The following is a 25,748-nucleotide window of genomic DNA, read 5'->3' on the forward strand; positions in this document are numbered from 1 at the left end:
AATAACAGGTTGAATATTTTATATATTTGCTCGATAATCAATTAATAACAACAAAAACATTTGTTTCAAATAACAAAAAATACTTATGGGAAAAGGCGATAAAAAATCGAAAAGAGGCAAAATTACCATCGGATCTTATGGTAAGAAAAGAATGAAGAAAAATAAAATTTCTTCTGAAGCCATTGCTCCTAAATCTATAAAAAAAGCCGCCACTGCTAAATCAGTTAGTAAACCAAAAGCAGCTGAAGTTAAGGTTAGCAAACCAAAAGCAACTGAGGTAGAAGTAGAAACTGTTAAGGTTACAGAAGTTTCTGAAAAAGAAGTAAAAGCTAAAGTTGCTGCCAAGGAGGATACTGAACCCAAAACAATAAAAAAGGCCGCAAGTGTTAAAAAACCAGCAGCTAAAAAAACGACAGGTAAATAAAGAATATAGTCTATTGCAATATATGTATTAATATAAAAAAAAGCCGGTTTCTAAAAACCGGCTTTTTTTTACCCTATATTTTAATTGAAGAAATTAATTCTTAATCAACTTAATTATAGAATTGTTTTCACTCCCATTTATAATTTTTACGAAATAAAAACCAGCTGCAGGACAGAAATTCAGGGCAGAAGTACCTTCTTTTGAAACAATCGCTTTTTCAAATACAATTCTACCGGTTATATCAGAAACTACAAATCTTGCTCCTGGTTGCAAATCCTCCTGCAATTTATAAACTGCATAGGTAACATCTGTAAAAGGATTAGGAAACAATGTAAGTCCACTAGCCTGAGGAGTAGCTATTTTCTTGTTATCTGTTATTAAATCTCCAGTTACTTCAAATTTATCTAAACCAGCTTCAACTATATGACCAGGACTTGCATCAACTGCATCAAAAGAAATGGTCATTGTTGATGTAAGCGTAATAAAACTTTTCACATTATAGGTCTTTTTTATCCATGAGGAATTATTTGCAGAGGCAGAAGTAACAACCTCCAGAACAACTGTTGTTTGTCCATTATGAATCCTTACTATTAATGAATCATTTGGACCACCTGATCCTCCTCCATTAAAAAACCACCGATAATAGCTTAATTCTGGATTTACGTAATTTGTTAAATCAAAAATCGGAGAAGTTAATACTGTTCTACCATCATCAATATCATCTGAACCAACTGCACCTCCACCATTTCCGGTAACATAAGCTCTGTCTGAACAATCAGTAGTAACATCAGACCCAGGATTGGAAGGAGTTGAGTTCAAAAAAGTTCCTACTGGTTTGCCCCTTGCCCATTTTCCTGCTCCAGCATCTCCACTTTCAGTCCAACCAAAATTAAAGGTAAAATCATCATAAATACCTTTTTCTAGCTGAAAATTAATAGTGTTATTCATTGTGCTAATTGCTTGTGAACTGCATGTTGTAATATAATTCCATTTCCCTGAAGTTACTTCATAAGTTCCTGGAAGCACATTGCATTTTGAAAAATCTCCATTTACATCTGTTAAAAAATTATAACTGTTGGATGAATTTTCAACAAAGACAAAACTGTTGTTAATACCCCCAGAAGTTAACACATTCGATACATTGCCATTAAAATTCACTGTTGTTGAGCTATATAATTTTAAATCCAGTTCAGTAACAAGGCCTGCTGAAAGACTTACTCCATTTATAGTTTTACTTGTGTATCCAGGACTTGAAATACTGATATTGTAAAGACCAGGAGTTGGAATTCCTGTTTTGTAATTCCCTAAAAAGTTAGTTTTTGCAGATGCGGAAGTACCAATTATTTGAATTGTAACGTTAGACAATGGAATACCACAAAGGCTATCGGTAACAACTCCTTCCAGGTAACAAGCCCTTACATAATTTACTCCCAGAACATACAATCCCAACTCAATATCCGAAGCAAGAATGTTTCCTGAGGGTAAATAAGGATAAACGCCCCAACAACCATTAAAACCACCACCAGATAAAGAAGGAGAAGTATCATAATTTCCAACTATTACCATGTTTTCAGGCCTGTTTCCATCCACAACTGCAACACCATCACGGTACCATGAGGTTACTGCAAAATCATTTAAAACATAAGTGTTGTGAACCATAGAATTGGAACCAGGATTTGATTGTACTCTTCCTAATTCTTTAATATTTGAAACATCTGAAACATCATATGAGGTAAGAAAAGAATTATCCACTTCATCTGTAGTAAATAAGGTTTTGCTGTTATCGGATAACCAGGTATTATGAGTGAAATTATTCGGAGTGTTTTGTGTCTCTACCAATACCGGATTAGATTTATTGGCAACGTTTATGGCTGAAAAATATCCTGCATAAACGTGGCTTCCCCATAAAGTATCATTTCTTACTATTCCATCATGAATGTAATTTGTATTGTACTGCCCAACATAATTAGGATTCCATGGATCATTAAGGTTAGCAATAATGGCTCCTCCATTAGCAAGATTACTGCCATAAAGATAGATGTAACCATTATCAATATGTAAGGCATGAATAGTACTTAACTGTCCTTGGATTGCTCCGTTTCCTGACCAGGTTTTATAGGTTACTGTATTTGGTAAATTACTTAAATTTACTATAACCAGGCCTCCTCCTCCCTCGGTTGTAACATATGCATAATTTTGGTGCGTTCTTACTTCTCTCCATATGGATTGTGGACCAGGAATATTTTGCTTTAAAATAGGATTAACTGGATCAGTAACGTCAATAATAGACATTCCCACGGAAGTGCCAACCAATGCATATTCTCTGCCTCCTGCTGAATATCCCCATAAATTTGCCAATTCTACTCCTGCAGGAAAAGTGTATTTTGATTTGAAGCTCATATTTAATTGAGCATAACTAATAGAACCAACTGCAATAAAAAATAATAATGTAACAAGTCTTCTCATAGTGCCTTTTTTTAGATAGAAAGTAAAAGTAAGGTAATTACTTTAAAAAAAAGACTAGAAATATCTTTATTATTACAAGTCTAAGCCTAATTGAATCTGGCTTGAATCTTTTTTGTCTTCATTATTTTTCTTTTTATTCATACTGGGTAATTCTATTTTTGAAATATCAGTACCTGATACTCCTTTAACTGGCTTTTGTTTGTCAGAATCCTTTGGTTGGGTATCCATTTCTGGTTCTGGTTCTGATTCGCTTTCAGGTTCAGTTTCCTGCTCTTCGGAAACAATTAAATTAATTTCTTTTACTTTATTGATAGTAAGTCTTTTGCCCTTTGCCTTTTCTCCTTTTACTCCAATAAAATCATTCAGGTTTATTTGTTCATTATTGAGTTCTTTATCCTTGCTTTTGGCATAACGAATTTCAATTTGAGGTATTGAAACGGTAGTGATTAATTCAAGATTAGATCCCGGAGTTTCACTAATGAAAAGTATTTTCTTGTCCAAAGATTCTATATTGAATCTTTTTACGTAAAACTCCTTTTTCTCCCCTTCCAAATATATAGCCGTTAACACTTTTTGGGCATAAAACTTCTCTATTAATACCATTTCATCATCAAAACGAGTGGATAGATCAAAAGAATTTAATTTGTATTCTCCCAAAGAAGTAATTGTAAGAATTTTATCATCTGCCCCAAAACTGCCAAGATAAGTACCCCTACCCTCATCATTCAATCGTTGAACTGTATCATCAAACCAAATTTTACGTGCCCCAAGTGATGAAACTCCTTGTTGTTTTTGCACTATTTTTTTTATGGGAAATTTGGTTACAGTATTTCCTTGAGAAGCCCTTCCTTTAATTGCCAACTCACCTAAATCTATATCAAAAAACAGCTTTTTTAGTTTCGGTTTTGGTTTAAGGTGAACGGTTAAAACCTCAGCTTCACCGTTAGGATTAGCCGTAAAATAGAGTACTGAAGATGCTTTAGTACCTTTTGTTAAATCGTATACCTTATCTCTGGTGACTCCGGTAACTGCAAACCTTTTCATTAGAATTGCACCCTTGGGGCCATCCTGGTAAATTAAATTATAGACTGTACGGGTATCGTTCTTTTTAAATATGTCAATATGGATAATGTCTTTTCCCACAAAAGCCTTATCAGCAATTTTTGTTACCACAAGAGAACCATCAGCTCTGAAAACTATTACATCATCAAGATCGGAGCAATCGCACACAAATTCATCGCGTCTTAATCCGAAACCGGCAAATCCATCTTCACGGTTAACATAAAGTTTTACATTGTCTGCAGCCACTTGTGAAGCTACAATAGTATCAAAAGATTTTATTTCCGTTTTCCGCTCCCTACCTTTACCATATTTCTTTTTCAGATTTTTATAGTATTCAATTGCATAATCCACAATTGTGTCAAGGTTTTTCTGTACCTCAAGCATTTCATCCTCTATTCCTTTTATATGATCATCAGCCTTAAAGGAATCAAATTTTGAAATACGTTTGATTTTTATTTCTGTAAGCCTAAGTATATCATCTCTTGTAATTTCTCTTTTAAAAAGTTTCTTGAAGGGCTTTAATCCTGTATCTATAGCTTGAATTACAGCTTCCCAGGTTTCGCACTCTTCAATTTTACGGTAAATTCTTTTTTCAATGAATATTTTCTCCAGAGATGAAAAATGCCAGCCTGATTCCAGTTCGGACATTCGTATCATCAATTCTTGCTTTAGCAAATCCACCGTTCTCCTGGTGGCCTCTTTAAGCATTCCTTCAACGCCAATAAAACGAGGCTTATCTTCAAAAATAACACCAGCATTTGGGGATATTGAGGATTCACAGGAGGTAAATGCATACAATGCATCTATGGTTTTATCAGGGGAAATTCCAGCCTGAAGATGAATGATTATTTCAACAAATTCTGCAGTGTTATCTTCAACTTTCCTTATCTTGATCTTACCCTTATCGTTGGCTGTTAAAATAGAATCAATCAGTGTGGAGGTAGTTGTTCCAAAAGGAATTTCTGTAATTACAAGTGTTTTTTTATCAAGGGCAGAAATTTTTGCTCTAACCCTTATCTTTCCTCCCCTTAATCCATCATTATAGGAGGATGCATCCATCATTCCACCAGTTGGGAAATCAGGAACCAGATATACTTTCTTTCCCCTTAAAACATCAATGGATCCATCTATTAGTTCATTGAAATTATGAGGTAAGATCTTACATGCCAATCCAACGGCAATACCCTCAACACCTTGTGCCAATAAAAGAGGGAACTTAACCGGTAGGGTAACCGGTTCTTTGTTCCTGCCATCATAACTTGATTGCCATAAAGTTGTCTTTGGATTAAATACAACCTCAAGTGCAAATTTAGATAAACGAGCCTCAATGTACCTTGGAGCAGCAGCACTATCTCCAGTTAATATATTACCCCAGTTTCCCTGAGTGTCAATCAAAATATCCTTCTGACCTATTTGAACCATGGCATCAGCAATAGATGCATCTCCATGAGGATGGAATTTCATGGTATTACCAATTACATTGGCAACCTTATTATAGCGCCCATCTTCTAATTCGTTCAGTGAGTGCAAAATTCTTCTATGCACCGGTTTAAGTCCATCCTCCAAAGCAGGTACCGCACGTTCCAATATAACATAAGAGGCATAATCCAGGAACCAGTCTTTATACATACCCGCTACATGCACTACATTGTGCATATCTTTGTCTTCCTCACCCTGTGTATTATCCACAGGCTCTATTTCATTTTCTTCGTTTTCTATCATTTCTCAAATAATGTGTAATTATTCCTCCACCAAATCTTTTTCAACTTTAAGATTATCAATAATAAATTCCTGGCGTTCGGGTGTATTCTTACCCATATAAAAGCTAAGAAAAGCACTTATTGAAGTATCCTTTCCGATAATTACCGGGTCAAGTCTAATATCTTTTCCTATAAAATTTTTAAATTCATCAGGTGATATCTCCCCAAGTCCTTTAAATCGGGTTATTTCAGGTTTAGGCCCTAATTTGGCTACAGCTTCCCTTCTTGCCTCCTCTGAATAGCAGTAAATTGTCTCCTTTTTATTTCTAACCCTGAAAAGAGGTGTTTGGAGTATATATAAATGTCCATTTTTTATTACTTCGGGAAAAAATTGCAAAAAGAAAGTAATTAGTAACAAGCGTATATGCATCCCATCCACATCCGCATCAGTTGCAATTACTACATTGTTGTACCTTATTTCCTCAACACCTTCCTCAATATTCAAGGCAGCTTGAAGCAAGTTGAATTCTTCATTTTCATAAACTATCTTTTTTGTAAGCCCGTAACAATTAAGGGGTTTTCCCTTTAAACTAAACACGGCCTGAGTATTCACATCCCTTGATTTGGTTATAGAACCACTTGCAGAATCTCCCTCAGTAATAAACAAGGTAGTGTTTAACCGTAGTTCATGATTTGTATTGCAGTGAGCCCTGCAGTCCCTTAATTTTTTATTGTGCAAACTGGCCTTCTTCGCCCTCTCCCTGGCAAGCTTTTTAACTCCCGCCATTTCCTTACGCTCCTTTTCCGACATTACTATTTTTCTAAAAATAGCTTCAGCTGTTTCTGGATTTTTATGTAAAAAATTATCAAGTTCTGTTTTAAGGAAATCCTGAATAAATGCTCTCACACTTGGCCCCTTTGGTCCCATATCCTGTGAGCCTAGTTTTGTTTTTGTTTGAGACTCAAACACAGGCTCTTGAACTTTTATACTGATTGCGGCAATAATGGATGAACGCACATCAACAGCATCAAAATCTTTTTTATAAAACTCCCTCATTGTTTTTACAACAGCCTCTCTGAATGCACCTTGATGTGTTCCTCCTTGAGTTGTATGCTGTCCGTTTACAAAAGAATAATATTGCTCCCCATAGGAATTTCCATGGGTTAAAGCCACTTCTATATCCTCCCCTAAAAGATGAATAATTGGATATTCAATGGTTTCACTTAAGTTTTCAGTCAAAAGATCAAGCAGTCCATTCTCTGAATGAAACTTGTTTCCGTTGTAATGTATGGTAAGGCCAGTATTCAGGTAAGCATAATTCCAAAGCATACGCTCAATGTATTGAGGCACAAATCTGTAATTTATAAATATGCTTTCATCAGGTGTAAATGTTACAATAGTTCCGTGAGTTATGGTTGTATCCTGTAGTTTATGGTCTTCTGTTAAAAATCCTTTTTCAAATTCCGCAATTTTTGTTTTTCCATCCCTTACCGATTGAATTTTAAAATGCGATGACAATGCATTCACAGCCTTTGTTCCTACTCCATTAAGACCTACTGATTTTTGAAATGCCTTTGAATCATACTTGGCACCGGTATTTATTTTTGAAACACAATCTATAACTTTTCCCAATGGAACCCCTCTACCATAATCCCTTACAGTTACTTTTTTTTCCTTTATGGTTATTTCTATTTTTTTACCATAACCCATCATATACTCATCAATGCAATTATCTATCACTTCTTTTAGTAGCAAATAAATGCCATCATCCTGAGATGATCCATCTCCTAATTTACCAATATACATACCAGGACGAAGCCTTATATGCTCTTTCCAGTCTAGTGACCGGATACTGTCTTCATTATAATTATTTTCAACCATTTGATTTTGTCAGTCTTAAAATATGCTAACTGTGCGGAGTATAGCCTGTAAAACTAACAATTTATGTTACTCATAATGGACTACCTTGTGCATAATTATCAACAGCTTTTTAACGGTTATTTCAAGGGCATTAGTATTGAATTAGTTCAAATGGCTTTAGAGGTACAGTTTTTAAATGCAATTATTTGATTTCTTTGATTTGAAATAGCCATGCACGAACCGTTCACAAACGCTAATGAATATAACATGGCAAATTATATACATATGAAAATAATGGATCTTGTAATAATTATTTATATTGTAATGAATGACATTTTTAAACAGAAAAAATCGGTAAATTTGTGGGATAAAGTTATTTAAAGAGAACGATAAAATAGTATTAAAACAATATACCATGAAAAAGATACTTGTTCCTGCTGATTTCTCCCCAACGGCAGAAAATGCAATGAAATATGCCATAAATTTTGCTAAAAAATTCCAGGCTGAAATTGTTTTTTTCTACTCCAGTCATATTCCTGTAATTACACCTGGTATTCATGCTGAGGCATATGAAGAAATGGTTGAAAAAGAGATGATAAATCATAAAAATAAACTTGAACACCTAACAAGTGAACTTTGTGAGAAAGCAGGCTTTGAAAAAGACAGTTATACTTCAATTGTTGGCAGTGGATTTGCAGGAGATGAAATTCCGGAGATTGTTCAAAAACAAAATTGCGATTTAATTATTATGGGAACTACCGGTGCAGGCGGACTTAAGAAATTATTTGGAAGCATAACCTATCACATCATAAAATTAAGCACTACACCAGTTATTGCTATTCCAGATGGTTTCCCTTCCCATGTAATGCCTACCAAAATTGTTTTGGCTACCGATTATAAAGGTCCAATACCTCATATGGAATTGCTTCAGGAAATTTCCCTGGTTAACAATTCTGATTTATTGATTTTCAATGTTCAAAAAGAGCAGGAATATTCCCCCTCAATTGAAGAAGCTATTCAAGGTTTGGCAATTGAAGATGCTGTAAAATCAGTTAATCACTCCTACCATTTTTCTGTTGATGATAATGTAACAGAGTCAATTAAGGATTTTACAGAAAAAGAAAATGCAAATTTATTGGTAATAATACCACATGAACACGACTTTTTTGAAAGAATTTTTGGCATAAGCACTACAAAGGAACTTGCGCATTCTGCAAATATTCCATTGTTTATTATTACAGAAAACACTAAAAAATAAAAAGAGGCTTCGTCTTTAAAATTTGAATTAAAGTGATTTTCTTGAAAAGAATTTATGAATAAAGGAATATTAATTGTTTTCATTTTTTATTTCTTCCCGGCTTTTCCGGTATTGAGAGCTGAGGTTTTTTTGCTGAAAAAAGAAATTACAATCTCTAATGAACATGTATACCTACAATTCAGCCCTTTTGAATTCCCAAACTATGTTTTTAACGAAAATAGCACTGAAAATAATGGCCAAGTTATACGAAGTGAAGGCTACCTCCTGAAAAAACATCTTGAAAACCAGGACAAAAAACAAGCAAAAAACGTTTTGCAACTCAACTTAATTCCCCTTGCTTTTACTTCTTTCAATCTCTTTTATGAACGAAAAGCATTTAGCAATGCTTCCTTTGTTATGGGTTTTAATTATTACTTATCAAAAAGAAATTTTTTTAAATACTATAATTCTAAATGGTTTTCAACCACAATTGATTTCAGATGGTATTTTTCAAAACAGGAATTAAGTGGTTTGTATATAAGTCCTTACTTAAAATACAGGTATATCATTGATTTTGATATTGTTAACTATCTTCCCGATCCATCTGGTGCTTCAAGCATTGAAACTCCTGTTCAGGACGAACATTGGCATTATGCCGGAATGGGAATAACAACCGGCTATCAGAAAGTTTTCAACACGGGATTTACTCTTGGGTTTCTTTTAGGTGGTGGATATTATCCAATAGTAGTTTTAAGAACTATAAATCCTGAATATACCATCAATAAAGGTTTAAGAACAGAATTAAGAGCAGGACTTACTGCTGGCTTCGCATTTTAATTTTTTTTAAGGGAAGAATATTCCTAAAAATAGAGTTTTTCAAAACTCTTTTCAATCTCCTTCCCTTCTGCTTACCTTGATTTTTACATTGGTATAAGAATTGGAACACCACATATGACTTAAGTTATTCAGGAACCAATTGATGATAACACCGCAGATAAGAGTATTTCATGCAAATTAAATCAGTTGCACTGAAAAAAAAAGGCGGCTAAAAAACCGCCTTTTTTATTTATTTTGAAGTGCTTATTTACTCCCAATCAACTCTATAAACAACTAATTAAAGATTTTTTTTGAACATTTTTTAAAATCGCTTTATAATGTTTGCTTTATTGAATCTCCAATAGTTCAATTTCGAAAATTAGGGGTGAAAAAGGTTCAATTACTCCACCAGCTCCTTCAGATCCGTATGCAAGTTTTGAAGGAATATACAATTTCCATTTAGATCCTTTTGACATCAAAAGCAAGGCCTCCTGCATTCCTGGAATTACACTTGAAACTGGGAATTTCATTGGCTCTCCCCTTTCATAGGAACTGTCAAATACAGATCCATCGAGCAACATTCCCTGATAATGAACCAATACACTATCTACTATGGTTGGTTTTGGTCCATCTGATTTAACTATAATTTCATATTGTAAGCCAGAGGCTGTTTCAAAAACACCCTTGCGTTTCTTGTTTTCTTCAAGAAATTTCTCTTCTATGATTTTATTGACATCAATTTTACGTTTTTCAAGATCAGCAATATATTTTTGAACAACTCCAGTAGCTTGTTCTGGCTCAATTAACAGTTTTTTGGATAGCAAAACATCATTTACTCCCTGGATTAATAAATCAACATCTATAGTATCAAGTCCGGCACTCTTAAGATTTTCACCGATACTTAAACCTAAGGCATAGCTAAATAGATCAGTTGGGTTTTCCAATGTGTTTGTATTTGATTTCTTCTCTGTTTTCTTTAATAAATTACAGGATGATAAAGCTCCAATCAACATTACTACAATGAATACTTGTTTTTTCATTTCAAAATGGTTTTAAACTGTTAGGCCACACTTTTAAAATAAAGTGAATAATGTAAATTAAAACAGTTGTTAGTTTACAAATTTAAATACTTTCTAATCTCTATTAAATTTAATTAAATTTCTGCAAAGGTCCTAAAGTTTGATAAACTACAAAATGATTATTGCAAATACAGTTAATTAAATCATTTGTTGATGCAGAAAAGAGATGGAAAGATTGGAAATTAAAAAGAGGAAGCGTATTACTTTATTTGTAAACTTAGTCTTTGGTTGAAGAACCAAATTTGTTTTTAAACTTAAGCAATATACTTGAAAATGATGATGTTAATAAACTAGCAAGCGGTTTAATTGCAAAAGAAGGAAGTTTAGTGTATTTTTTTGCAATTCCTTTGAAAACCATGCCTGCAATTTGAATTGAAGCATAACCCACGACTGAATTTTTAATAAAATCAGGTATGTATTTTTGAAAAGGGGCATCAGTATCAGGAAAAACATTTTGAATTTTCTTTATTCCATCCTTAAGCACTTCACGGTGCATTTCCCTGCGCACTTTGAGTTCAAGTCTCTGAAGTTTTAATTGTTCAATGTTATTAATTTTCTTCATCCTCTGATTTTAAACTATTTTGAATACTACCAATGAAGTAATTCATAATAGGAATTATTAGAAGTTTTTTTCTGAAAATAAATAAGGCAATTACGAATATTAGATGAATTAAAGCAACCAGAAAATAGCCAGTAGATGCAGAATTAAAAACTTCAGAAAATTTTATAGACAGTCCAATACTTATTAAGATTATAATAACAAAACAAAACAACAGCAGGATTATAGCTGAAATAAGAGAAGAAAATGCCAGTGTTGACTTTTCTATCAATGTCAGTTTAAACAACTCAAGGTTGGTGTTAACATAACCTTTTATATGTTCATAATAATATTCTGCTTTTGATTTTAAATCATCCATTATTATTCTTTGATTATCTTATTGATTTCAGCGTCTATTTTATTAGAAAATTCATCCATTTTAGTAGAAAATTTTTCCTTTACATCCTCAAGAATTTCTTTGCTTAACTCTTTTCCGTTTTCGACCTTGTCAAGCAACTCATTCGCTAAATCATCTATTGAGTTTTTAATTTTTTTTCTTGTTTTTGATCCTTTTTCAGGGGCAAGTAAAATCCCTAAGGCTGCTCCCGCAGCAAGACCGGCAAGCAATGCTAAAAATACTTTTGCATTTTTATCCATTTTTTTGAAGTTATAAAGATTAAGCAAATCCAGAATAAAATTGCCATATCAGCTTAATCAGGTTGAAAATATACTTAGTAAGCGCATTATTTGTATGCTGGAATAACAAATATAGTGTTTTTTTTAGTATTAATTGGTCGAGCATTTTTAATTTAATACGCATTAAAAACACAAGCTCTAAATACTGTTCAAATAATTTTTTTGAACTAAAAAATTCCATTGTTCTGCACAGGAGAGAATTTTCAAAATTAGCCAAAAAAAATAATCAGATAAATTCTACGTTTAAATCGAATGGTTTGTTGAAATTTTATCAAATTCAATAGTAGCAGGCATTTAAAAGCCATCAAATCTCATTTTGTTGATACAATTTCAATTCTCTCATTAAAAATTGATAATCAAACTCTTAAGTGTTTTTTTGTAAAAAAAATTGCTTTAATAAATAAATCATTTATTTTTGCATATAATATATCCTCTTAAAATATGAAAAAATTAAGTATAGTTGTATTGGCTTTGGCACTTGTTGGATCAGTTTTATCTTCATGCAAAAGCCATGAAAAATGCCCGGCATATGGGAAAGTATCCCAAACTGAGTCTGCTGTAAATTCCTAATTAAGCCCTGTTAATTCAGGTACTTTTTTGTTTTGGTGGAATTTTAACACCATAATTTGCTGTATGTCTTTAATTTCAATTAATTTGAAGCTTTTTTGAAAGTGTTTATTTTTTAATATTCACTTTTTTTCTTTTATATCCCCTTTAATTGAAGGATAAATTATACAAAAACTTAAATATTTCGATTTTTAGCAATGGGAATTTCAAGCTGAAAAAAATCAAATTTTAAAAAGTCAAATTCAAAAATTAAATTTAACCGTTTGTTTGATTTCTGCCTTTAAGCTTTTAGCCACAGGACAATTTAAAGCTGCATTTTTCAACAATTGTTTTTCCTTTTCAGAAAATTGATTTTCAGGCATTGTAAAATCTAAAATAATTTCACCTACTCTCCTGGGCTCAGAAGCCATGATTTTAGATAGAGTAATTCTTGTGCCTTTAATATTTAAATTGTTATTATCAGCTACAATCCCCATAACAGTAAGCATACAAGAACCTAAGGAAGCACAAAGCAAATCAGTTGGGGAAAAGGCTAGTCCTTTACCATTGTTATCCACTGGAGCATCAGTATTTATTTTGCTTCCTGATTTCAAATGCACTGATTCAGTGGTTAGATCACCCACATAATCTATTTTAGCTATTTCCATAAGCAAATGTAATAATTTAAAGGTAATTGCGTATATTTGTAATTGCATTTAAATGATACATTTATATCCTTCTGAATGAAAAAAACACTGTTTCTAATTATTGGTATTTCCTTTGCTGTTTCAGCCTTTGTAAATGCACAAATTCTTCCTCCTGATGGTGGAGAGTCTACAGGAGATGAAGTACTTTACAGAAACGAAATGCATGGTGGTGCTTTTATTCATTCCAATGGTTTGGGCTTGTTTTTCAGAAAAGGTAAGCATGTAACAGGCAAAAGAATGCTTTTTTATGAGATTGATCTTACCAATATAAAACATCCCAAAGGTTATAAAGGTATAAACCCTTTTGAAGAAAGAGCAAGACAATATGTTTATGGAAAACAGAATTCTTTTGCAGTTCTAAGGCCAGGAATCGGAATTCAAAATGTATTGCATAGTAAAAACAGGAGAAAAGGCGTAGAAGTTAGATATCATTCCTATATAGGTGCCTCCTTGGGGTTTGTAAAACCTGTTTACCTTGAAATCATCAAACATGAGAACAATCAAAAAATTAATGTTATTGAAAAGTATGATCCTGAGCGTCATCATTTAGATAATATTTACGGCAAAGCTCCTTTTTCAAAAGGACTGGGAGAAACACGGTTACAACCTGGAATTTATGGAAAATTTGGAATGAGTTTCGAATATTCCGGTTATGACGATTTTTTAAAAGCAATTGAAGCTGGAATAGTAGTGGATGCGTATACCGAAAAAGTTCCCCTAATGGCTTTAACTGACAACAACCGCGTTTTTATTAATTTCTATATCAGCTTTTTAATAGGAAAAAGAGAATTTTAACTAATTATGTCCCATAACCATTCAGTAATAAAGGATGATTCTACAATCATTCAATCTCCCCGCAAACCTCATTGGCTAAGAGTAAAATTACCAACAGGAGAAAAATATGCAAAAGTCAGAAAATTAGTAGATGAACATCAGCTTCATACGATCTGCCAAAGCGGGAATTGCCCTAACATGGGCGAATGTTGGGGAGCAGGAACCGCTACTTTTATGATTCTGGGTAACATTTGTACACGGTCTTGCCGCTTTTGTGCAGTTGCAACTGGAAGACCAAAAGCAGTTGATACCAACGAACCAATGCGGGTGGCCGAATCAGTAAAATTAATGAATATCAAGCATTGCGTAATTACCTCTGTGGATCGTGATGATTTGAAAGATGGAGGATCCATAATTTGGGCTGAAACAATAAAAGCGATAAGGGCAGAAACTCCTGCAACAACCATAGAAACTTTAATACCTGATTTCCAGGGAAAGTGGGAAAATTTAGAGCGAATTATTGAAGTAGCGCCTGAAATAGTTTCTCATAATATGGAAACTGTAAGAAGATTAACCAAACAGGTTAGGGTACAAGCAAAATACGATAGAAGCCTGGAAGTATTGAGAAGATTAAAAGAAGGTGGAATGAAAACCAAAACCGGAATAATGGCAGGACTTGGTGAAACCATTGAGGAAGTATTGGAAACCATGGATGAACTAGTTGCAGTTGGAGTTGATATTTTAACCATTGGACAATACCTTCAGCCTACTTCAAGTCATATTCCCGTAACAGAATTCGTTACTCCGGAAGTGTTTGAATTTTATAAAGTTGAAGGCTTAAAAAAAGGATTCAGAATAGTGGAAAGTGGTCCTTTGGTAAGATCTTCATACCATGCAGAAAAACATTTATTCTAAATAACCAGAATTTTTGAGCGTTAAAAAAGTATGGCATTTTTACAATGACTCAAATTAAATAAGACATAAGATGAAAAAAACAAGAATAGCAATTAATGGTTTTGGCAGAATTGGCAGAACATTTTTAAGAGCAATGCTTGATAATGATAAACTCGAAATTGTTGCAATTAACGACCTTACTAATCCAAAAACTCTCGCACATCTTTTTAAATATGATTCTGTACATGGGGTTTATAAAGCAAATGTTAAAACAGAGGATAATTTTATAGTAATTGGTAACATCAAAATTCCTGCTTTTTCTGAAAAAAAACCTGAACTTCTCCCCTGGAAAGAACTTCAAGTTGACATAGTAATTGAGTCAACCGGTTTTTTTCTTACACGTGAATCAGCTTCAGGGCATATAAAGGCTGGAGCAAAAAAGGTGATTTTATCTGCCCCGGCAAACGATCCAGAAATAAAATCGGTGGTTATGGGTGTAAATGAACATATCCTTGACGGAACCGAGGATATCATTTCCAATGCTTCCTGCACTACAAATTGTGCAGCACCAATGATAAAAGTATTGGATGAAAATTTCGGGATACAAGCTGCTCATATATTAACCATTCATTCTTATACTGGTGATCAGAGTTTGCATGATTCTCCCCATAAGGATCTTCGAAGAGCAAGAGCAGCTGCCATGTCAATAATTCCTACTTCCACTGGAGCAGCTAAAGCCATAACAAGTATTTTTCCGCATTTAAAAGGGAAAATGGGTGGTGCTGGAGTTCGGGTTCCGGTTCCTGATGGTTCTTTAACCGATATAACCTGCACAATTAATAAACCTGCCACTTTTGATCAAATTAATGAAGCCTTTAATAAAGCTTGCATTGGTTCTTTAAAAGGAATTATGGAATATACCCTTGACCCAATAGTGTCTGTTGATATTGTTGGCAATCCACATTCCTGTGTTTTTGATCCCGAATTAACCTCTGTAATTGGAAATATGATAAAAGTTGTAGGATGGTATGATAATGAGGCAGGATATTCAAACAGACTGGTAGACTTGATTTTAAAAATTAGAGATTAATCTATTTGCCTTCTCATTGAATTTTGAGAGAGAGACAAAAAATGGAATCATTGCTCGAACCGCTTGAGCTCAAGTTTATCTCCGTCATAAACTGCATAGCTGCAGTAATTCATCCACTCTCCTAAATTAATGTACCTGCTATTTTCTGAAAGTTGAATATCCAGTGGCAAATGCCTATGACCAAAAATAAAGTAATCGATTTTTTTAGCCTTTTTTAATTCTTCCTTACAAAATTGTACCAGCCATTCATTTTCTTCTCCCAAAAAAATTTCGTCCTTTTTTCTGTTGATTTTCCTGCTCCTTGCACTAAAAAAATTTGCAATACCTATTCCTAAATTTGGATGGACCCATCCAAACATCCAATGGCTAAATTTACTTTTAAATACTTTTTTTATAAACTTATAACCTTTATCTCCAGGACCTAATCCATCTCCATGGCCTAAATAAAATGATTTTCCTGCAATCTCTTTTTCAATCGGATTTCTATAAATAGTTACACCCAATTCTTTGGGCAGGTAATCAAAACACCACATATCATGGTTTCCTGTAAAAAAATGAACCGGAATTCCAGCGTCACATATTTCAGCAATTTTACCGAGTAATCTTACATATCCTTTAGGAACCACCGTTTTGTATTCAAACCAAAAATCAAAAACATCCCCCATAATATAAATTTCCTTAGCATCATTTTTAATTTCGTCCAACCACCTTACTATTTTTTTCTCCCGGTCCAAACTGCTTTTGTAATCGGGTACACCTAAATGAAAATCAGAAATAAAATAATATTTTTTCATCTGTTCCATTCCTTATAATTCGAATTTTCTAACTAAATTAAAAGGATTTAATTGATGAAGATTAAGAATAAATCTAACTTTTTGAAGGTATTTAAGCTGATTTAAATCACTTGACATAGCCAGTGGAAAATATATTTCAAAAATATCCCTTACAACAACAACTGCTATACCTGTATTCCAGGCTAAACTAATTGCAGGATTTCCAGAATAGGAGGTTAATCCAAGATCTCCATATAAAGAAAGAGGAATTTTTCCGGGATAAGCAATTTTTATATTCATGCTGGCTAACCAATCATCAGAAAAAGCAAGTGTTGTGTAATTTTTAAATCCTCCATCATTTAATGGGAATTGCCTGCTTAACAAGCCCGATGATTCTCTACGTCCTAAGAATACATGATCATACATATAATCTGTATTACCAGCAATCCCATAATTAAAACGATTGCTTGAACCATCATTGTATAGAAATTTTCCTGCAAACAATCTTATATCAACGCCTTTTGATGTTTTTTGATAAGAAAACTTATAATTAAATTCAAGGTTTGCCTTTATAAATCCTTTGCCCTGCTGTATAGCTGCCTGGTAATTGTATGGATTAAGGGTTCTGGATTCTATAAATTTAAAATCTGCTTCGTTCACAAAATAGGAAGTGTTTCCCTGTGAAATACCTGTATAATTTCCTTCAAAATCATAGTGTGGAAAATCATAATCCTCCAAAATATTTACATTTCGAATACTCAGAAAATAATTTTTTGAACTTAAAGGATTCTTATTATTAAAATGAAAATGTACAGCAGGTTCTAATTTCTGGTAATGGTTTATATTGGGAGATGCAGATATAGCAAATTTTTCAGCATTTAATCCAAATCTAATATGTTTAAGAATCGAATTGTTTGGATAAATATTATAATTTAAATTTATTATTCCAGCTTCTCTTTTAGTGCCAAAGCTATACATAGGGGCTAGCAGATATTCAAACTTTTTTTGAGGTAGCGTATTATTGTAAAAAGCCACTCCAACCATAAATTTATTGTAATTATTCCAACCTACTATGGGTGTATAAAAAATTTGTTTTTTTATAGGATGTTCAATACTACCAAGAAACTGAAATTTAACAGGGTTTGACTTTTTAAATAATCCATTTGTACGGGAAAAACCATTTCTACGGTTGATTTCAGGAATGTAATTCTCTGCATCTATAATTAACCTTTCAGATGAAGGAAAATTAACATTAAATGTTTTTTTACCCTCAAACCCCTCAAACCATTGATTAGCCAATACCGAATCAGCAGATACAGCAGAAATTGAAACAGGCGAAAGAATATCACCCTTGTTGGATATAGTAATATCATAACAAACACCACTTTGGCCTTCCAAGCAATTGACCTTATTTATAGTGTTTAATTTGTAATTTATTTTTCCTGTGGTATTAATAATATCATTAAAAAACCAAGGCATTTGTTTTCCTGCGTTTTCCTCAATTATTTTTTGTAAATCTTTAGGATAAGGATGCTTGAATTTCCATGTCTCGTAATACTTTTTCATTATTGGATCAAAAATATCGGGACTCATATAGGCTCTTAAATAATCGAAAACTATGGCTGATTTAGAATATACAATGGCACCATAATTAAGGGTAGTGTATTCAGGAGCAGGCAGTTCAATAGGTTGATCAAGATTTCTCCTGGCGTTTATCAGGTAAGAAAGCTCGTACTGTGTTTTATGTGAAAATTCATCCAGTCCAAAAGTTTTTGCCAGCCCTGCTTCCTTAGACATACCCATTATTCCTGCATTGGGATACTTGTTACGAAAATAGAGCATTTCATATAAGGAGTTGAGTCCTTCATCCATCCAGGGATGCGTACGTTCATTAGAACCTAAAATTCCATAAAACCAATTGTGCCCTACCTCATGTATAATTACATTTTCAAGTGAAAAAGCATTCCCAGAAGTGCCAATAACAGTAATATTGGGATATTCCATGCCAGCACCAGCACTAATGGATCCGTCAACGGCTGTTACATGATTATAAGGATAATCACCCAACATTTTAGAATAAAAAAAAGTAGCATCATTTAAATATTCAATACTACTTTTCCACAATCTTGCTTCAGCATTGGTAAACATGGACCATAATTCCACTTTTCTCTTAGATTCAGGAAGTTCAACTTCTCCATAAAGAATATGGTATCTTTTATCTGCAAACCAGGCAAAATCATGAATGTTCTCCTGAACAAAAGTCAAGGTTTTTAGTTCTTTAGCAGATTCAGGAAAAGTATTTTCACTTTGGAATTCAACTATTTGCTCTGTTTTCTTTACCTTTTCCATCATCCACTCCCTTTCCTCCTCACCGTTAACTAAATCTCCGGTGGAACCTACAACGTAATTGCTTGGCAGAGTAATGGAAACTTCAAAAGAACCAAATTCAGAATAGAATTCGCCCTGATGTAAATAAGGCATCTCATGCCAGCCTTTATTATCGTATACTGCTGGTTTTGGATACCATTGCGTAATCTGATATGCCTGACCAATATGCCCAAGCCTTGAAAATAAACCATCAGGAATTTTTACAAAAAAAGGAGTTGAAATTGTAATTCTTTCTCCATGTGCAATAGGTGAAGGCAATGTTATTTTAGCAATATCAATATTTTTATTATCAAATTGCCATTGCACTTTATTGTTATTTACTTTAAAGTCAATACTATCGATATATCCGCGCTGCTTTTCCTCGGCAAAATAAAATTTAGTTTCTCCTAAACTCATCAGCTGATTTGCAAGGGCTGTAGAGTTGTTTCTATATGCATTAGGCCATAAATGCATATAAATTTCACTTAATGCATCAGGAGAGTTATTGATGTATTCAATTTCTATAAAAGCACTTAATGTATGACTGGTATCATTCAGGCTTGCTTTGATTTTATAGTTAACCTGCTGTTGGAAGTACTCCTGGCAGATTGCAGGAAAATGAAAAGCAGCAATGATTAAAATTATCAATGCTGCTTTTGTTTTAGAATTACTCATCCTGTTAATTTAAAACTTGTTCAAGTTTGTTCTCCAGATCCTGACCTCTTAAACCTTTAGCAAGAATTTTCCCGTCTTTATCAACTAAAACTGTAAATGGAATTCCGGAAAAGCCATACTGCTTTACAACAGGAGAATTCCAAAATTGAAGATCGCTAATTTGTGTCCAGGGTAATTTATCTTCTTTTATAGCATTTACCCATGATTCCTTGTCTTTATCTAAAGAAACACCTAAAATGTCGAATCCCTTGTCCTTATACTTGTTGTATAATCTTAACATGTTGGGATTTTCAGCCCTGCAGGGTTTACACCATGCAGCCCAAAAATCTATCAAAACTACTTTTCCTTTTAAATCAGAAAGTGAAAATATTTCGTCCTTTGGTGTTTTTAAGGTAATATTAGGTGCATCTGAACCAATTGCAGTTCTTTTCATGTCTGCTACCCTGTTGCTTAAAGCTTTAACATAAGGTGATTCAGGATATTTTGCGGAAAGATTTTTATCAACTTTCACAAAATAGTCAAAATCAGCATCTGGATTTAATTGTTCAATTGCCGCTAATCCAACAAAAGAATCCGGATTTTTATCAATAAAATTTTTGATATAACTTCCAAGATTCGCAATGGATATATTGTATTGAGCCTCTAAAACAGTATTCATTGAATCCATTAAAGGATGATTTACATATTGCTGGAATACCTGTTGAATAGAATCTCTGGTTCTATAGTTGTTTTTTAAAAAGTTATTGAGCTCCCATAATTGCATTGAATTCTCTGATCCTTTCACCGTATAGGTTTCAGCAAGGTTTGAAGCATCTCCTGTTATGGAAACACTTTCTGCGGAATCAAGTATTAAAATTATGTAATTGTTAGGATTTATGCTTAACCTGTAAAAACCTTTTTGAGTGATTTTAGGGGTTAAAAAAAAGTTTCCCTTTTCATCAATGGTTGCTGAATCTCTTGGCAATACTTGATTAATGCTTAATTCCTCCAGCATTATTTTTTCATTCCCGCTGTTTGTAAAGCTACCTGAAATTTCAAAACTTTCACTTTTTTGATTACAAGAACTTATTGCTACTACTGCAATTATAAGAATCAGGATTTTTTTCATTTTCATTTTTTTTATATTTATATTGAATTACAACAATCAAATAGATCTATTATTGGTCTTCTTCTAGTTTTCTTTTTAATAACTCCGTAGCTATTTTTGGATCTGCTTTCCCATTTGATAGTTTCATTACCTCGCCCATAAACAAACCCATTAATCCTGTTTTACCATTTTTATAATCCAGTACTTTTTCAGGATATTTTTCTATTGCTTGGGATACATAAAGCATCATGGAGTCTGAATTTTGTTCCTGAATCCAGTTGTTTTGTTGAGCAATTGTTATTGGCTCTAATAAAGGGTTTTGTACCATAAGCGGGAATACCTTTTGAGATGCTATTGTATGGCTTATTTTACTTTCATCAATAAGTTTGATAAGCATAGCGATTTGGGAAGGTTTAACAGGAAACTGTTCAATTCCCATGGCATGTTGATTAAGATAAGATTTAATATCACCCATAATCCAATTTGTTGCAGCTTTATAATTTCGAGTTTCCTTTATTAATTCTTCAAAATAAAGAGCAAATGGTTTAGATTCAGTAAGTACAGCGGCATCATAGCTTGAGAGCCCTAATTGATCCACATACTTTTTATATAAAGCATCTGGTAATGGTGGTAAAGAGGCTTTAATTTTATCAATATATTCTTGTTTAATAATGACTGGTTGAAGGTCTGGTTCAGGAAAATACCTGTAATCATTAGCAGCCTCTTTTGATCGAAGTGAAAAAGTAGTTCCTGTAACAGCATCAAAACTTCTTGTATCCTGCATTATAGCTTCAGATTTTTCAACCAATAGTATTTGTCTTTTTATTTCATGTTCAATTGCTTTTTGAACATGACGCATAGAGTTCATGTTTTTAACCTCCACTTTAGTCCCAAACTTTTCACTCCCTTTTAACATGACAGAAATATTGGCATCGCATCTTAAACTTCCTTCTTCCATGTTTCCATCACAAATTTCAAGATATCTAACTAGTTTTCTAATTTCAGAAACAAACTGATATGCCTCCTCTGAGGTTCTTATATCTGGTTCAGTTACAATTTCAAGCAATGGAACTCCTGCCCTGTTTAAATCTATTAATGAATCATATGGATCCTGATCGTGGATACTTTTTCCTGCATCCTCCTCCATATGAATACGTGTGAGCGCTACTCTTTTTTCTTCTCCGTTTACCTTTATAGTAACAAAACCTCCGGTACAAATTGGTGTTTTATCCTGGGTAATTTGATAACCCTTAGGTAAATCAGCATAAAAATAATTTTTCCTGGCATACTGGTTTACTTCCCTAATATTGCTATTGCATGCAAGCCCTAGCCTTATTGCATACTCAATAACCTTTTTATTTGTTTTAGGCAAAGTTCCCGGATGTCCTAATGATATTACACTAACATTGGTATTTGGAAGATTTCCATATTCAGAAGGATCAGAAGAATACGCTTTACTTCGGGTAGCTAATTGTATATGTATTTCAAGACCTATAACTGGCTCGTATTTATCAAAAACTGGGTCAATTGTACTCATTGATTCTCCTGGAACTTAAAGTTTTATAATTTTCTCTGTTTTCTCAATACCTTCACCTTTAATCTTTAGAAAATAAATTCCTGAAGGAATTTCATTTTCAAAATTGATGTCAAAAGTAGTATTTCCACTTAAATTTACTTCTTTAAAATAAATCGTTCTTCCTGTAAGATCATAAACTGAGAAAATACAATTACCATTACCATTTGGTAACTGTACTTTTATTGTGTTATCAAATGGATTGGGAGCAATGGTAACATCAAGATTTTGTGTAATTGTTTTAGAGGAACTTACAGCTTGTTCTGCATTTAAAATAAAAAGCCCATTTTGACGATCCGATGCAAGTAAAATTCCACTTGGCAGGTAAGGATAAGCTCCCCAACAGCCATTGTAAGTATTACCGGAGGCATAAGAATTCCCATTTTGAGGATGTGTATCGAAATAACCTGATTTATATGGGGCCTGGGGGTCGGTTATATTAAAAATTTGTACCCCATCTTCATAATAAGATATTACAACATTATTTCCAATAATATAAGGATTATGGGCTGTTGCTCCTTCATTTGATTTAAAAGTGGATTGTACCTTAATATCTGAAAGATCTGATACATCAATTACTTTAACTGCCATGTTTTTAGGGACTTCATCACAAAAAACCATTGTTCTTCCATCTTCAGTTAACCAACTACTGTGATTATAGCCAGCATCAGGATAAGATGTAATTGAACCTAATTTATTTAAAGTATTGTTGGGTAAAAAATTATAAACATGCAAACCATAAAAGCCTGCAGATACATAAACTGTATCGTTTCTTACAAACATATCATGTACCATTGCAACATCCGGATCATCAGTTATTAAACTTCTAAGTAACAATGGTTTTTCAGGATCTGAAAGGTCATAAACAGACATTGAGGAATAAGTGCTGGGTAAAGAATTGACATTGGCACAATAAAGATTGTTTTTATCTACAAATAAAGTATGAGCTGTTGCAAAAATAGAATCCGAATCAAAAACAACATGAACTGAATCAGGCAGGAAGGACATATCAGCAATTTGAAAACTGTTAGGTTGGGTATCATCACTAATCATATAGATATACTTACCATAATTTTTATATTCCCTCCAAATGCAATCACCTCGTTTTCCAGGCACGAAATCACGCAATACAGGGCTGCTTGGATTAGTCACATCTACAAAGTAAGTTCCATTGTTTCCTCCAAAAATAGCGTATTCTTTATTTTTTATGGCATCAAAATATCCCCATACACTATTGTAATTTACAGCTGTGGCTGTATGTGTTATGGAAGAGTCTTTCCAAACCGAATAAAGGCTAATATTTTCCGAATCATATTGGGCCTTTAATGCAATAGATGATAGTAAAATTAAGAACAGAACAAAAGTTGCTTTTTTTATCATAAATAAAATATTAAATTTCAGAAATAAGTTTTTTCATAATCAAAGTCATTTTAGGTTCGGCAATCTCAGCAATACGTTGAACATCTTCGTGTGTAACTTTAACAATTTTACCTGGCACACCTAAATCGGTAATAATTGAAATTGCAAAACAAGGTATATCCATTTGTCTAGCAACAATTACTTCTGGAACAGTTGACATTCCAACAGTATCCGCACCTATATTCCTCACATAAATGTATTCAGCAGGTGTTTCAAGGCAAGGACCGGATAAACCAGCATATACACCCTCCTGAATCTTTATATTATTTTTTGCAGCAATTCCCCTTGCTTTTGCTACAAGTATTTTATCGTAAGCCTCACTCATATCAGGAAATCTTGGTCCGAGTTCAGGGTAATTCCTACCTATTAATGGATTTGTAGGGAAAAGATTAATGTGATCATTAAGAATCATTAAATCTCCAATTTCATAATCTGGATTAACCCCCCCACTCGCATTTGATAAAAACAATTGCTTTATTCCTAGGAATTTCATTACTCTAACGGGAAAAGTGACCTCTTTCATATCATACCCTTCATAATAATGGAATCTGCCTTGCATTGCCACAACTTTTTTTCCCCCAAGCCTGCCAAAAATCAATAAACCTGTATGGCCTTCCACGGTTGAAACCGGAAAATTCGGTATAGATTCATAGGGAATAGTTACATCTATTTCAATTTCCTTTACAAGCCCACCTAATCCAGTGCCAAGAATAATACCAATTTCTGGTTGGAAATTAATTTTTTGATTTATAAAATCAGTTGTTTCTCTAATTTTGTTTAACATAAGATACTATATGTTGATTGAAGGTTTGTTCATCCTGTCCATGAAATTTAATTTCAATAGGAATATAAAAAATAGGAAGCTTTTCAGTTATTTCTTTTAATTCTGGCATTGCTAAACGCATAGCATCCTTTTCAGTTGTTATTATTATTTTATTTTGAGCAGCAATATTATCAAATAAATTTTTAATCTGCTCTAAATCTTTCTGATTATATTTATAATGATCCGAAAAAGCAATATGACGAACTTCTTTAGACTTGTTTTCAAGGTAATAAACCATGTTTGCAGAGTTAGCAATACCTGTAATCAGAAGAATAGCAAAATTTTTATCAAAATAATATTCCTTATCAAAGGGAGAAACTTTTCTTGTTTTCAATGAAACAAGATCGCCATAAGCTGTATAAGAAAAAAATATTTTCTGGTAGGGTTTAGGATTTAATTTATTGGTAAGGAACCTTCTATCCAGGGGAGAAAATATTTGAGGCGTTTTTGATACAATAATAATGTCGGCACGTGAAGCACCTGAGGAAAACTCTCTTAGGTTCCCTGAAGGCAAAACAAAATCATTCGCATACAATTTGCTATAATCAGTAAGTAGAATTGAAATGCCAGGTTTAACGTACCTGTGTTGGTATGCATCATCCAGCAAAATTGTATCTATTTCAGGATGTGCAGCAAGTAGTTTATTAATCCCTGAAACCCTGGAATTACAAACTGCAACTACCACATTATTATACTTGTTTTTTATTTGCAATGGCTCATCACCGATATCACTTGCATTTTTAGTTTCATCGGCAAGAATAAAACCTGAAGATTTCCTGCCATATCCCCTGCTTAAAACAGATGGGTTGAAGTTTTCTTTTAATAATCTAACCAGGTATTCAATATGGGGAGTTTTTCCTGTTCCCCCTGTGGAAAGGTTTCCTATTGATATAATTGGTGTTTTGAATTTTTTTTCCGTTAAAAGACCGAAATCGAAAAATAAATTACGAATTAAAAGGATAATTCCATACAGAAAGGATACTGGTATAAGTAATATTTGGTAAAACTTCATTTAGGATTAGTTCATTTTTTAAATTTAAATGGAATTCAACAGGAATTTCATCATCTTTATCCACTTTTGTTGATTTAAATCCAACAATTAACCTTGTATGGAAATTTCAAATCGGTTAAAAATACTAAA

At 33.2% G+C, this 25,748-nt stretch carries 20 protein-coding genes and 1 pseudogene; 6 read left to right on the forward strand and 15 right to left on the reverse strand.

What is annotated here, in order from left to right; genetic code table 11:
- Positions 1-85: 85 nt before the first annotated feature.
- Positions 86-196, forward strand: a pseudogene (locus tag H0V01_06605) (30S ribosomal protein THX).
- A gap of 321 nt (positions 197-517) precedes the next feature.
- Here the strand turns inward: H0V01_06605 and H0V01_06610 are convergent.
- The 3 genes from H0V01_06610 to H0V01_06620 all read right to left on the reverse strand — a co-directional run bounded on the left by H0V01_06610 (position 518) and on the right by H0V01_06620 (position 7,534).
- Positions 518-2,890 (reverse strand): choice-of-anchor B family protein, encoded by a 2,373-nt coding sequence (locus H0V01_06610; protein ID MBA2583042.1) that lies wholly within the window; start codon positions 2,888-2,890, stop codon positions 518-520.
- A gap of 72 nt (positions 2,891-2,962) precedes the next feature.
- A complete protein-coding gene (locus H0V01_06615; protein ID MBA2583043.1) occupies positions 2,963-5,674 on the reverse strand; it encodes a DNA gyrase/topoisomerase IV subunit A in 2,712 nt (903 codons plus the stop codon).
- A gap of 18 nt (positions 5,675-5,692) precedes the next feature.
- Complete coding sequence (locus H0V01_06620) at positions 5,693-7,534, reverse strand: type IIA DNA topoisomerase subunit B (protein ID MBA2583044.1); 1,842 nt, start codon at positions 7,532-7,534, stop codon at positions 5,693-5,695.
- A gap of 394 nt (positions 7,535-7,928) precedes the next feature.
- Here H0V01_06620 and H0V01_06625 point away from each other — a divergent pair, with 394 nt between their 5' ends.
- Positions 7,929-8,771: a universal stress protein gene (locus H0V01_06625; GenBank protein ID MBA2583045.1), complete on the forward strand. Its 843-nt coding sequence runs from the start codon at positions 7,929-7,931 to the stop codon at positions 8,769-8,771.
- Between the two features lie 54 nt (positions 8,772-8,825).
- A complete protein-coding gene (locus H0V01_06630) occupies positions 8,826-9,587 on the forward strand; it encodes a DUF3575 domain-containing protein (protein ID MBA2583046.1) in 762 nt (253 codons plus the stop codon).
- Between the two features lie 326 nt (positions 9,588-9,913).
- Here the strand turns inward: H0V01_06630 and H0V01_06635 are convergent, their stop codons facing one another.
- The 5 genes from H0V01_06635 to H0V01_06655 form a co-directional block, all read right to left on the reverse strand.
- Positions 9,914-10,579, reverse strand: a complete 666-nt coding sequence (locus H0V01_06635; GenBank protein ID MBA2583047.1) for an FKBP-type peptidyl-prolyl cis-trans isomerase — start codon at positions 10,577-10,579, stop codon at positions 9,914-9,916.
- 283 nt (positions 10,580-10,862) lie between these two features.
- Positions 10,863-11,207 carry a hypothetical protein gene (locus tag H0V01_06640; GenBank protein MBA2583048.1) on the reverse strand — a complete coding sequence of 115 codons (345 nt, stop codon included), beginning with the start codon at positions 11,205-11,207 and terminating at the stop codon, positions 10,863-10,865.
- Entirely contained in the window at positions 11,194-11,562 is a 369-nt protein-coding gene (locus H0V01_06645; protein MBA2583049.1) for a hypothetical protein, read from the reverse strand. The genes H0V01_06640 and H0V01_06645 overlap by 14 nt, the downstream gene beginning before the upstream one ends.
- 2 nt (positions 11,563-11,564) lie before the next feature.
- Positions 11,565-11,840, reverse strand: a complete 276-nt coding sequence (locus tag H0V01_06650; GenBank protein ID MBA2583050.1) for a YtxH domain-containing protein — start codon at positions 11,838-11,840, stop codon at positions 11,565-11,567.
- 848 nt (positions 11,841-12,688) lie between these two features.
- A complete protein-coding gene (locus H0V01_06655) occupies positions 12,689-13,093 on the reverse strand; it encodes an OsmC family protein (protein MBA2583051.1) in 405 nt (134 codons plus the stop codon).
- 75 nt (positions 13,094-13,168) lie between these two features.
- Between H0V01_06655 and H0V01_06660 the strand changes: the two genes are divergently transcribed.
- The 3 genes from H0V01_06660 to gap all read left to right on the forward strand — a co-directional run bounded on the left by H0V01_06660 (position 13,169) and on the right by gap (position 15,890).
- Positions 13,169-13,927: a hypothetical protein gene (locus tag H0V01_06660; GenBank protein ID MBA2583052.1), complete on the forward strand. Its 759-nt coding sequence runs from the start codon at positions 13,169-13,171 to the stop codon at positions 13,925-13,927.
- Between the two features lie 6 nt (positions 13,928-13,933).
- Positions 13,934-14,821: a lipoyl synthase gene (gene lipA / locus H0V01_06665; protein ID MBA2583053.1), complete on the forward strand. Its 888-nt coding sequence runs from the start codon at positions 13,934-13,936 to the stop codon at positions 14,819-14,821.
- 70 nt (positions 14,822-14,891) lie between these two features.
- Positions 14,892-15,890 (forward strand): type I glyceraldehyde-3-phosphate dehydrogenase, encoded by a 999-nt coding sequence (gene gap, locus H0V01_06670; protein MBA2583054.1) that lies wholly within the window; start codon positions 14,892-14,894, stop codon positions 15,888-15,890.
- Positions 15,891-15,937: 47 nt separating this feature from the next.
- On the opposite strand, the gene H0V01_06675 is transcribed toward gap, so the two are convergent.
- From H0V01_06675 to lpxK, 7 genes are read right to left on the reverse strand one after another with little or no spacing between them, the layout of a single operon-like run.
- On the reverse strand, positions 15,938-16,693 hold the full coding sequence (locus tag H0V01_06675; protein MBA2583055.1) for a UDP-2,3-diacylglucosamine diphosphatase: 756 nt from the start codon (positions 16,691-16,693) through the stop codon (positions 15,938-15,940).
- Between the two features lie 3 nt (positions 16,694-16,696).
- Positions 16,697-19,705 (reverse strand): M1 family metallopeptidase, encoded by a 3,009-nt coding sequence (locus H0V01_06680; protein ID MBA2583056.1) that lies wholly within the window; start codon positions 19,703-19,705, stop codon positions 16,697-16,699.
- A gap of 4 nt (positions 19,706-19,709) precedes the next feature.
- Positions 19,710-20,813, reverse strand: a complete 1,104-nt coding sequence (locus H0V01_06685; protein ID MBA2583057.1) for an AhpC/TSA family protein — start codon at positions 20,811-20,813, stop codon at positions 19,710-19,712.
- A gap of 49 nt (positions 20,814-20,862) precedes the next feature.
- On the reverse strand, positions 20,863-22,329 hold the full coding sequence (gatB, locus tag H0V01_06690) for an Asp-tRNA(Asn)/Glu-tRNA(Gln) amidotransferase subunit GatB (protein ID MBA2583058.1): 1,467 nt from the start codon (positions 22,327-22,329) through the stop codon (positions 20,863-20,865).
- A gap of 15 nt (positions 22,330-22,344) precedes the next feature.
- Complete coding sequence (locus H0V01_06695) at positions 22,345-23,745, reverse strand: choice-of-anchor B family protein (GenBank protein MBA2583059.1); 1,401 nt, start codon at positions 23,743-23,745, stop codon at positions 22,345-22,347.
- 10 nt (positions 23,746-23,755) lie between these two features.
- The gene (locus H0V01_06700; GenBank protein MBA2583060.1) at positions 23,756-24,568 is read right to left on the reverse strand and encodes a purine-nucleoside phosphorylase; all 813 of its coding nucleotides are present in this window, start codon (positions 24,566-24,568) and stop codon (positions 23,756-23,758) included.
- Positions 24,552-25,619, reverse strand: a complete 1,068-nt coding sequence (lpxK, locus tag H0V01_06705) for a tetraacyldisaccharide 4'-kinase (GenBank protein MBA2583061.1) — start codon at positions 25,617-25,619, stop codon at positions 24,552-24,554. The genes H0V01_06700 and lpxK overlap by 17 nt, the downstream gene beginning before the upstream one ends.
- Positions 25,620-25,748: the final 129 nt, after the last annotated feature.

Source organism: Bacteroidota bacterium (genome assembly GCA_013696965.1).
Lineage (GTDB): Bacteria > Bacteroidota > Bacteroidia > JACCXN01 > JACCXN01 > JACCXN01.

Coding starts and splice junctions, on each gene's coding strand:
- H0V01_06700 (MBA2583060.1), bottom strand. CDS start 24,568: ATGTTAAACAAAATTAGAGAAACAACTGATTTTATAAATCAAAAAATT.
- H0V01_06625 (MBA2583045.1), top strand. CDS start 7,929: ATGAAAAAGATACTTGTTCCTGCTGATTTCTCCCCAACGGCAGAAAAT.
- H0V01_06680 (MBA2583056.1), bottom strand. CDS start 19,705: ATGAGTAATTCTAAAACAAAAGCAGCATTGATAATTTTAATCATTGCT.
- H0V01_06640 (MBA2583048.1), bottom strand. CDS start 11,207: ATGAAGAAAATTAATAACATTGAACAATTAAAACTTCAGAGACTTGAA.
- H0V01_06615 (MBA2583043.1), bottom strand. CDS start 5,674: ATGATAGAAAACGAAGAAAATGAAATAGAGCCTGTGGATAATACACAG.
- H0V01_06610 (MBA2583042.1), bottom strand. CDS start 2,890: ATGAGAAGACTTGTTACATTATTATTTTTTATTGCAGTTGGTTCTATT.
- H0V01_06685 (MBA2583057.1), bottom strand. CDS start 20,813: ATGAAAAAAATCCTGATTCTTATAATTGCAGTAGTAGCAATAAGTTCT.
- H0V01_06675 (MBA2583055.1), bottom strand. CDS start 16,693: ATGGAACAGATGAAAAAATATTATTTTATTTCTGATTTTCATTTAGGT.
- gatB (MBA2583058.1), bottom strand. CDS start 22,329: ATGAGTACAATTGACCCAGTTTTTGATAAATACGAGCCAGTTATAGGT.
- gap (MBA2583054.1), top strand. CDS start 14,892: ATGAAAAAAACAAGAATAGCAATTAATGGTTTTGGCAGAATTGGCAGA.
- H0V01_06695 (MBA2583059.1), bottom strand. CDS start 23,745: ATGATAAAAAAAGCAACTTTTGTTCTGTTCTTAATTTTACTATCATCT.
- H0V01_06645 (MBA2583049.1), bottom strand. CDS start 11,562: ATGGATGATTTAAAATCAAAAGCAGAATATTATTATGAACATATAAAA.
- H0V01_06630 (MBA2583046.1), top strand. CDS start 8,826: ATGAATAAAGGAATATTAATTGTTTTCATTTTTTATTTCTTCCCGGCT.
- H0V01_06620 (MBA2583044.1), bottom strand. CDS start 7,534: ATGGTTGAAAATAATTATAATGAAGACAGTATCCGGTCACTAGACTGG.
- lipA (MBA2583053.1), top strand. CDS start 13,934: ATGTCCCATAACCATTCAGTAATAAAGGATGATTCTACAATCATTCAA.
- H0V01_06655 (MBA2583051.1), bottom strand. CDS start 13,093: ATGGAAATAGCTAAAATAGATTATGTGGGTGATCTAACCACTGAATCA.
- H0V01_06635 (MBA2583047.1), bottom strand. CDS start 10,579: ATGTTGATTGGAGCTTTATCATCCTGTAATTTATTAAAGAAAACAGAG.
- H0V01_06650 (MBA2583050.1), bottom strand. CDS start 11,840: ATGGATAAAAATGCAAAAGTATTTTTAGCATTGCTTGCCGGTCTTGCT.
- H0V01_06660 (MBA2583052.1), top strand. CDS start 13,169: ATGAAAAAAACACTGTTTCTAATTATTGGTATTTCCTTTGCTGTTTCA.
- lpxK (MBA2583061.1), bottom strand. CDS start 25,619: ATGAAGTTTTACCAAATATTACTTATACCAGTATCCTTTCTGTATGGA.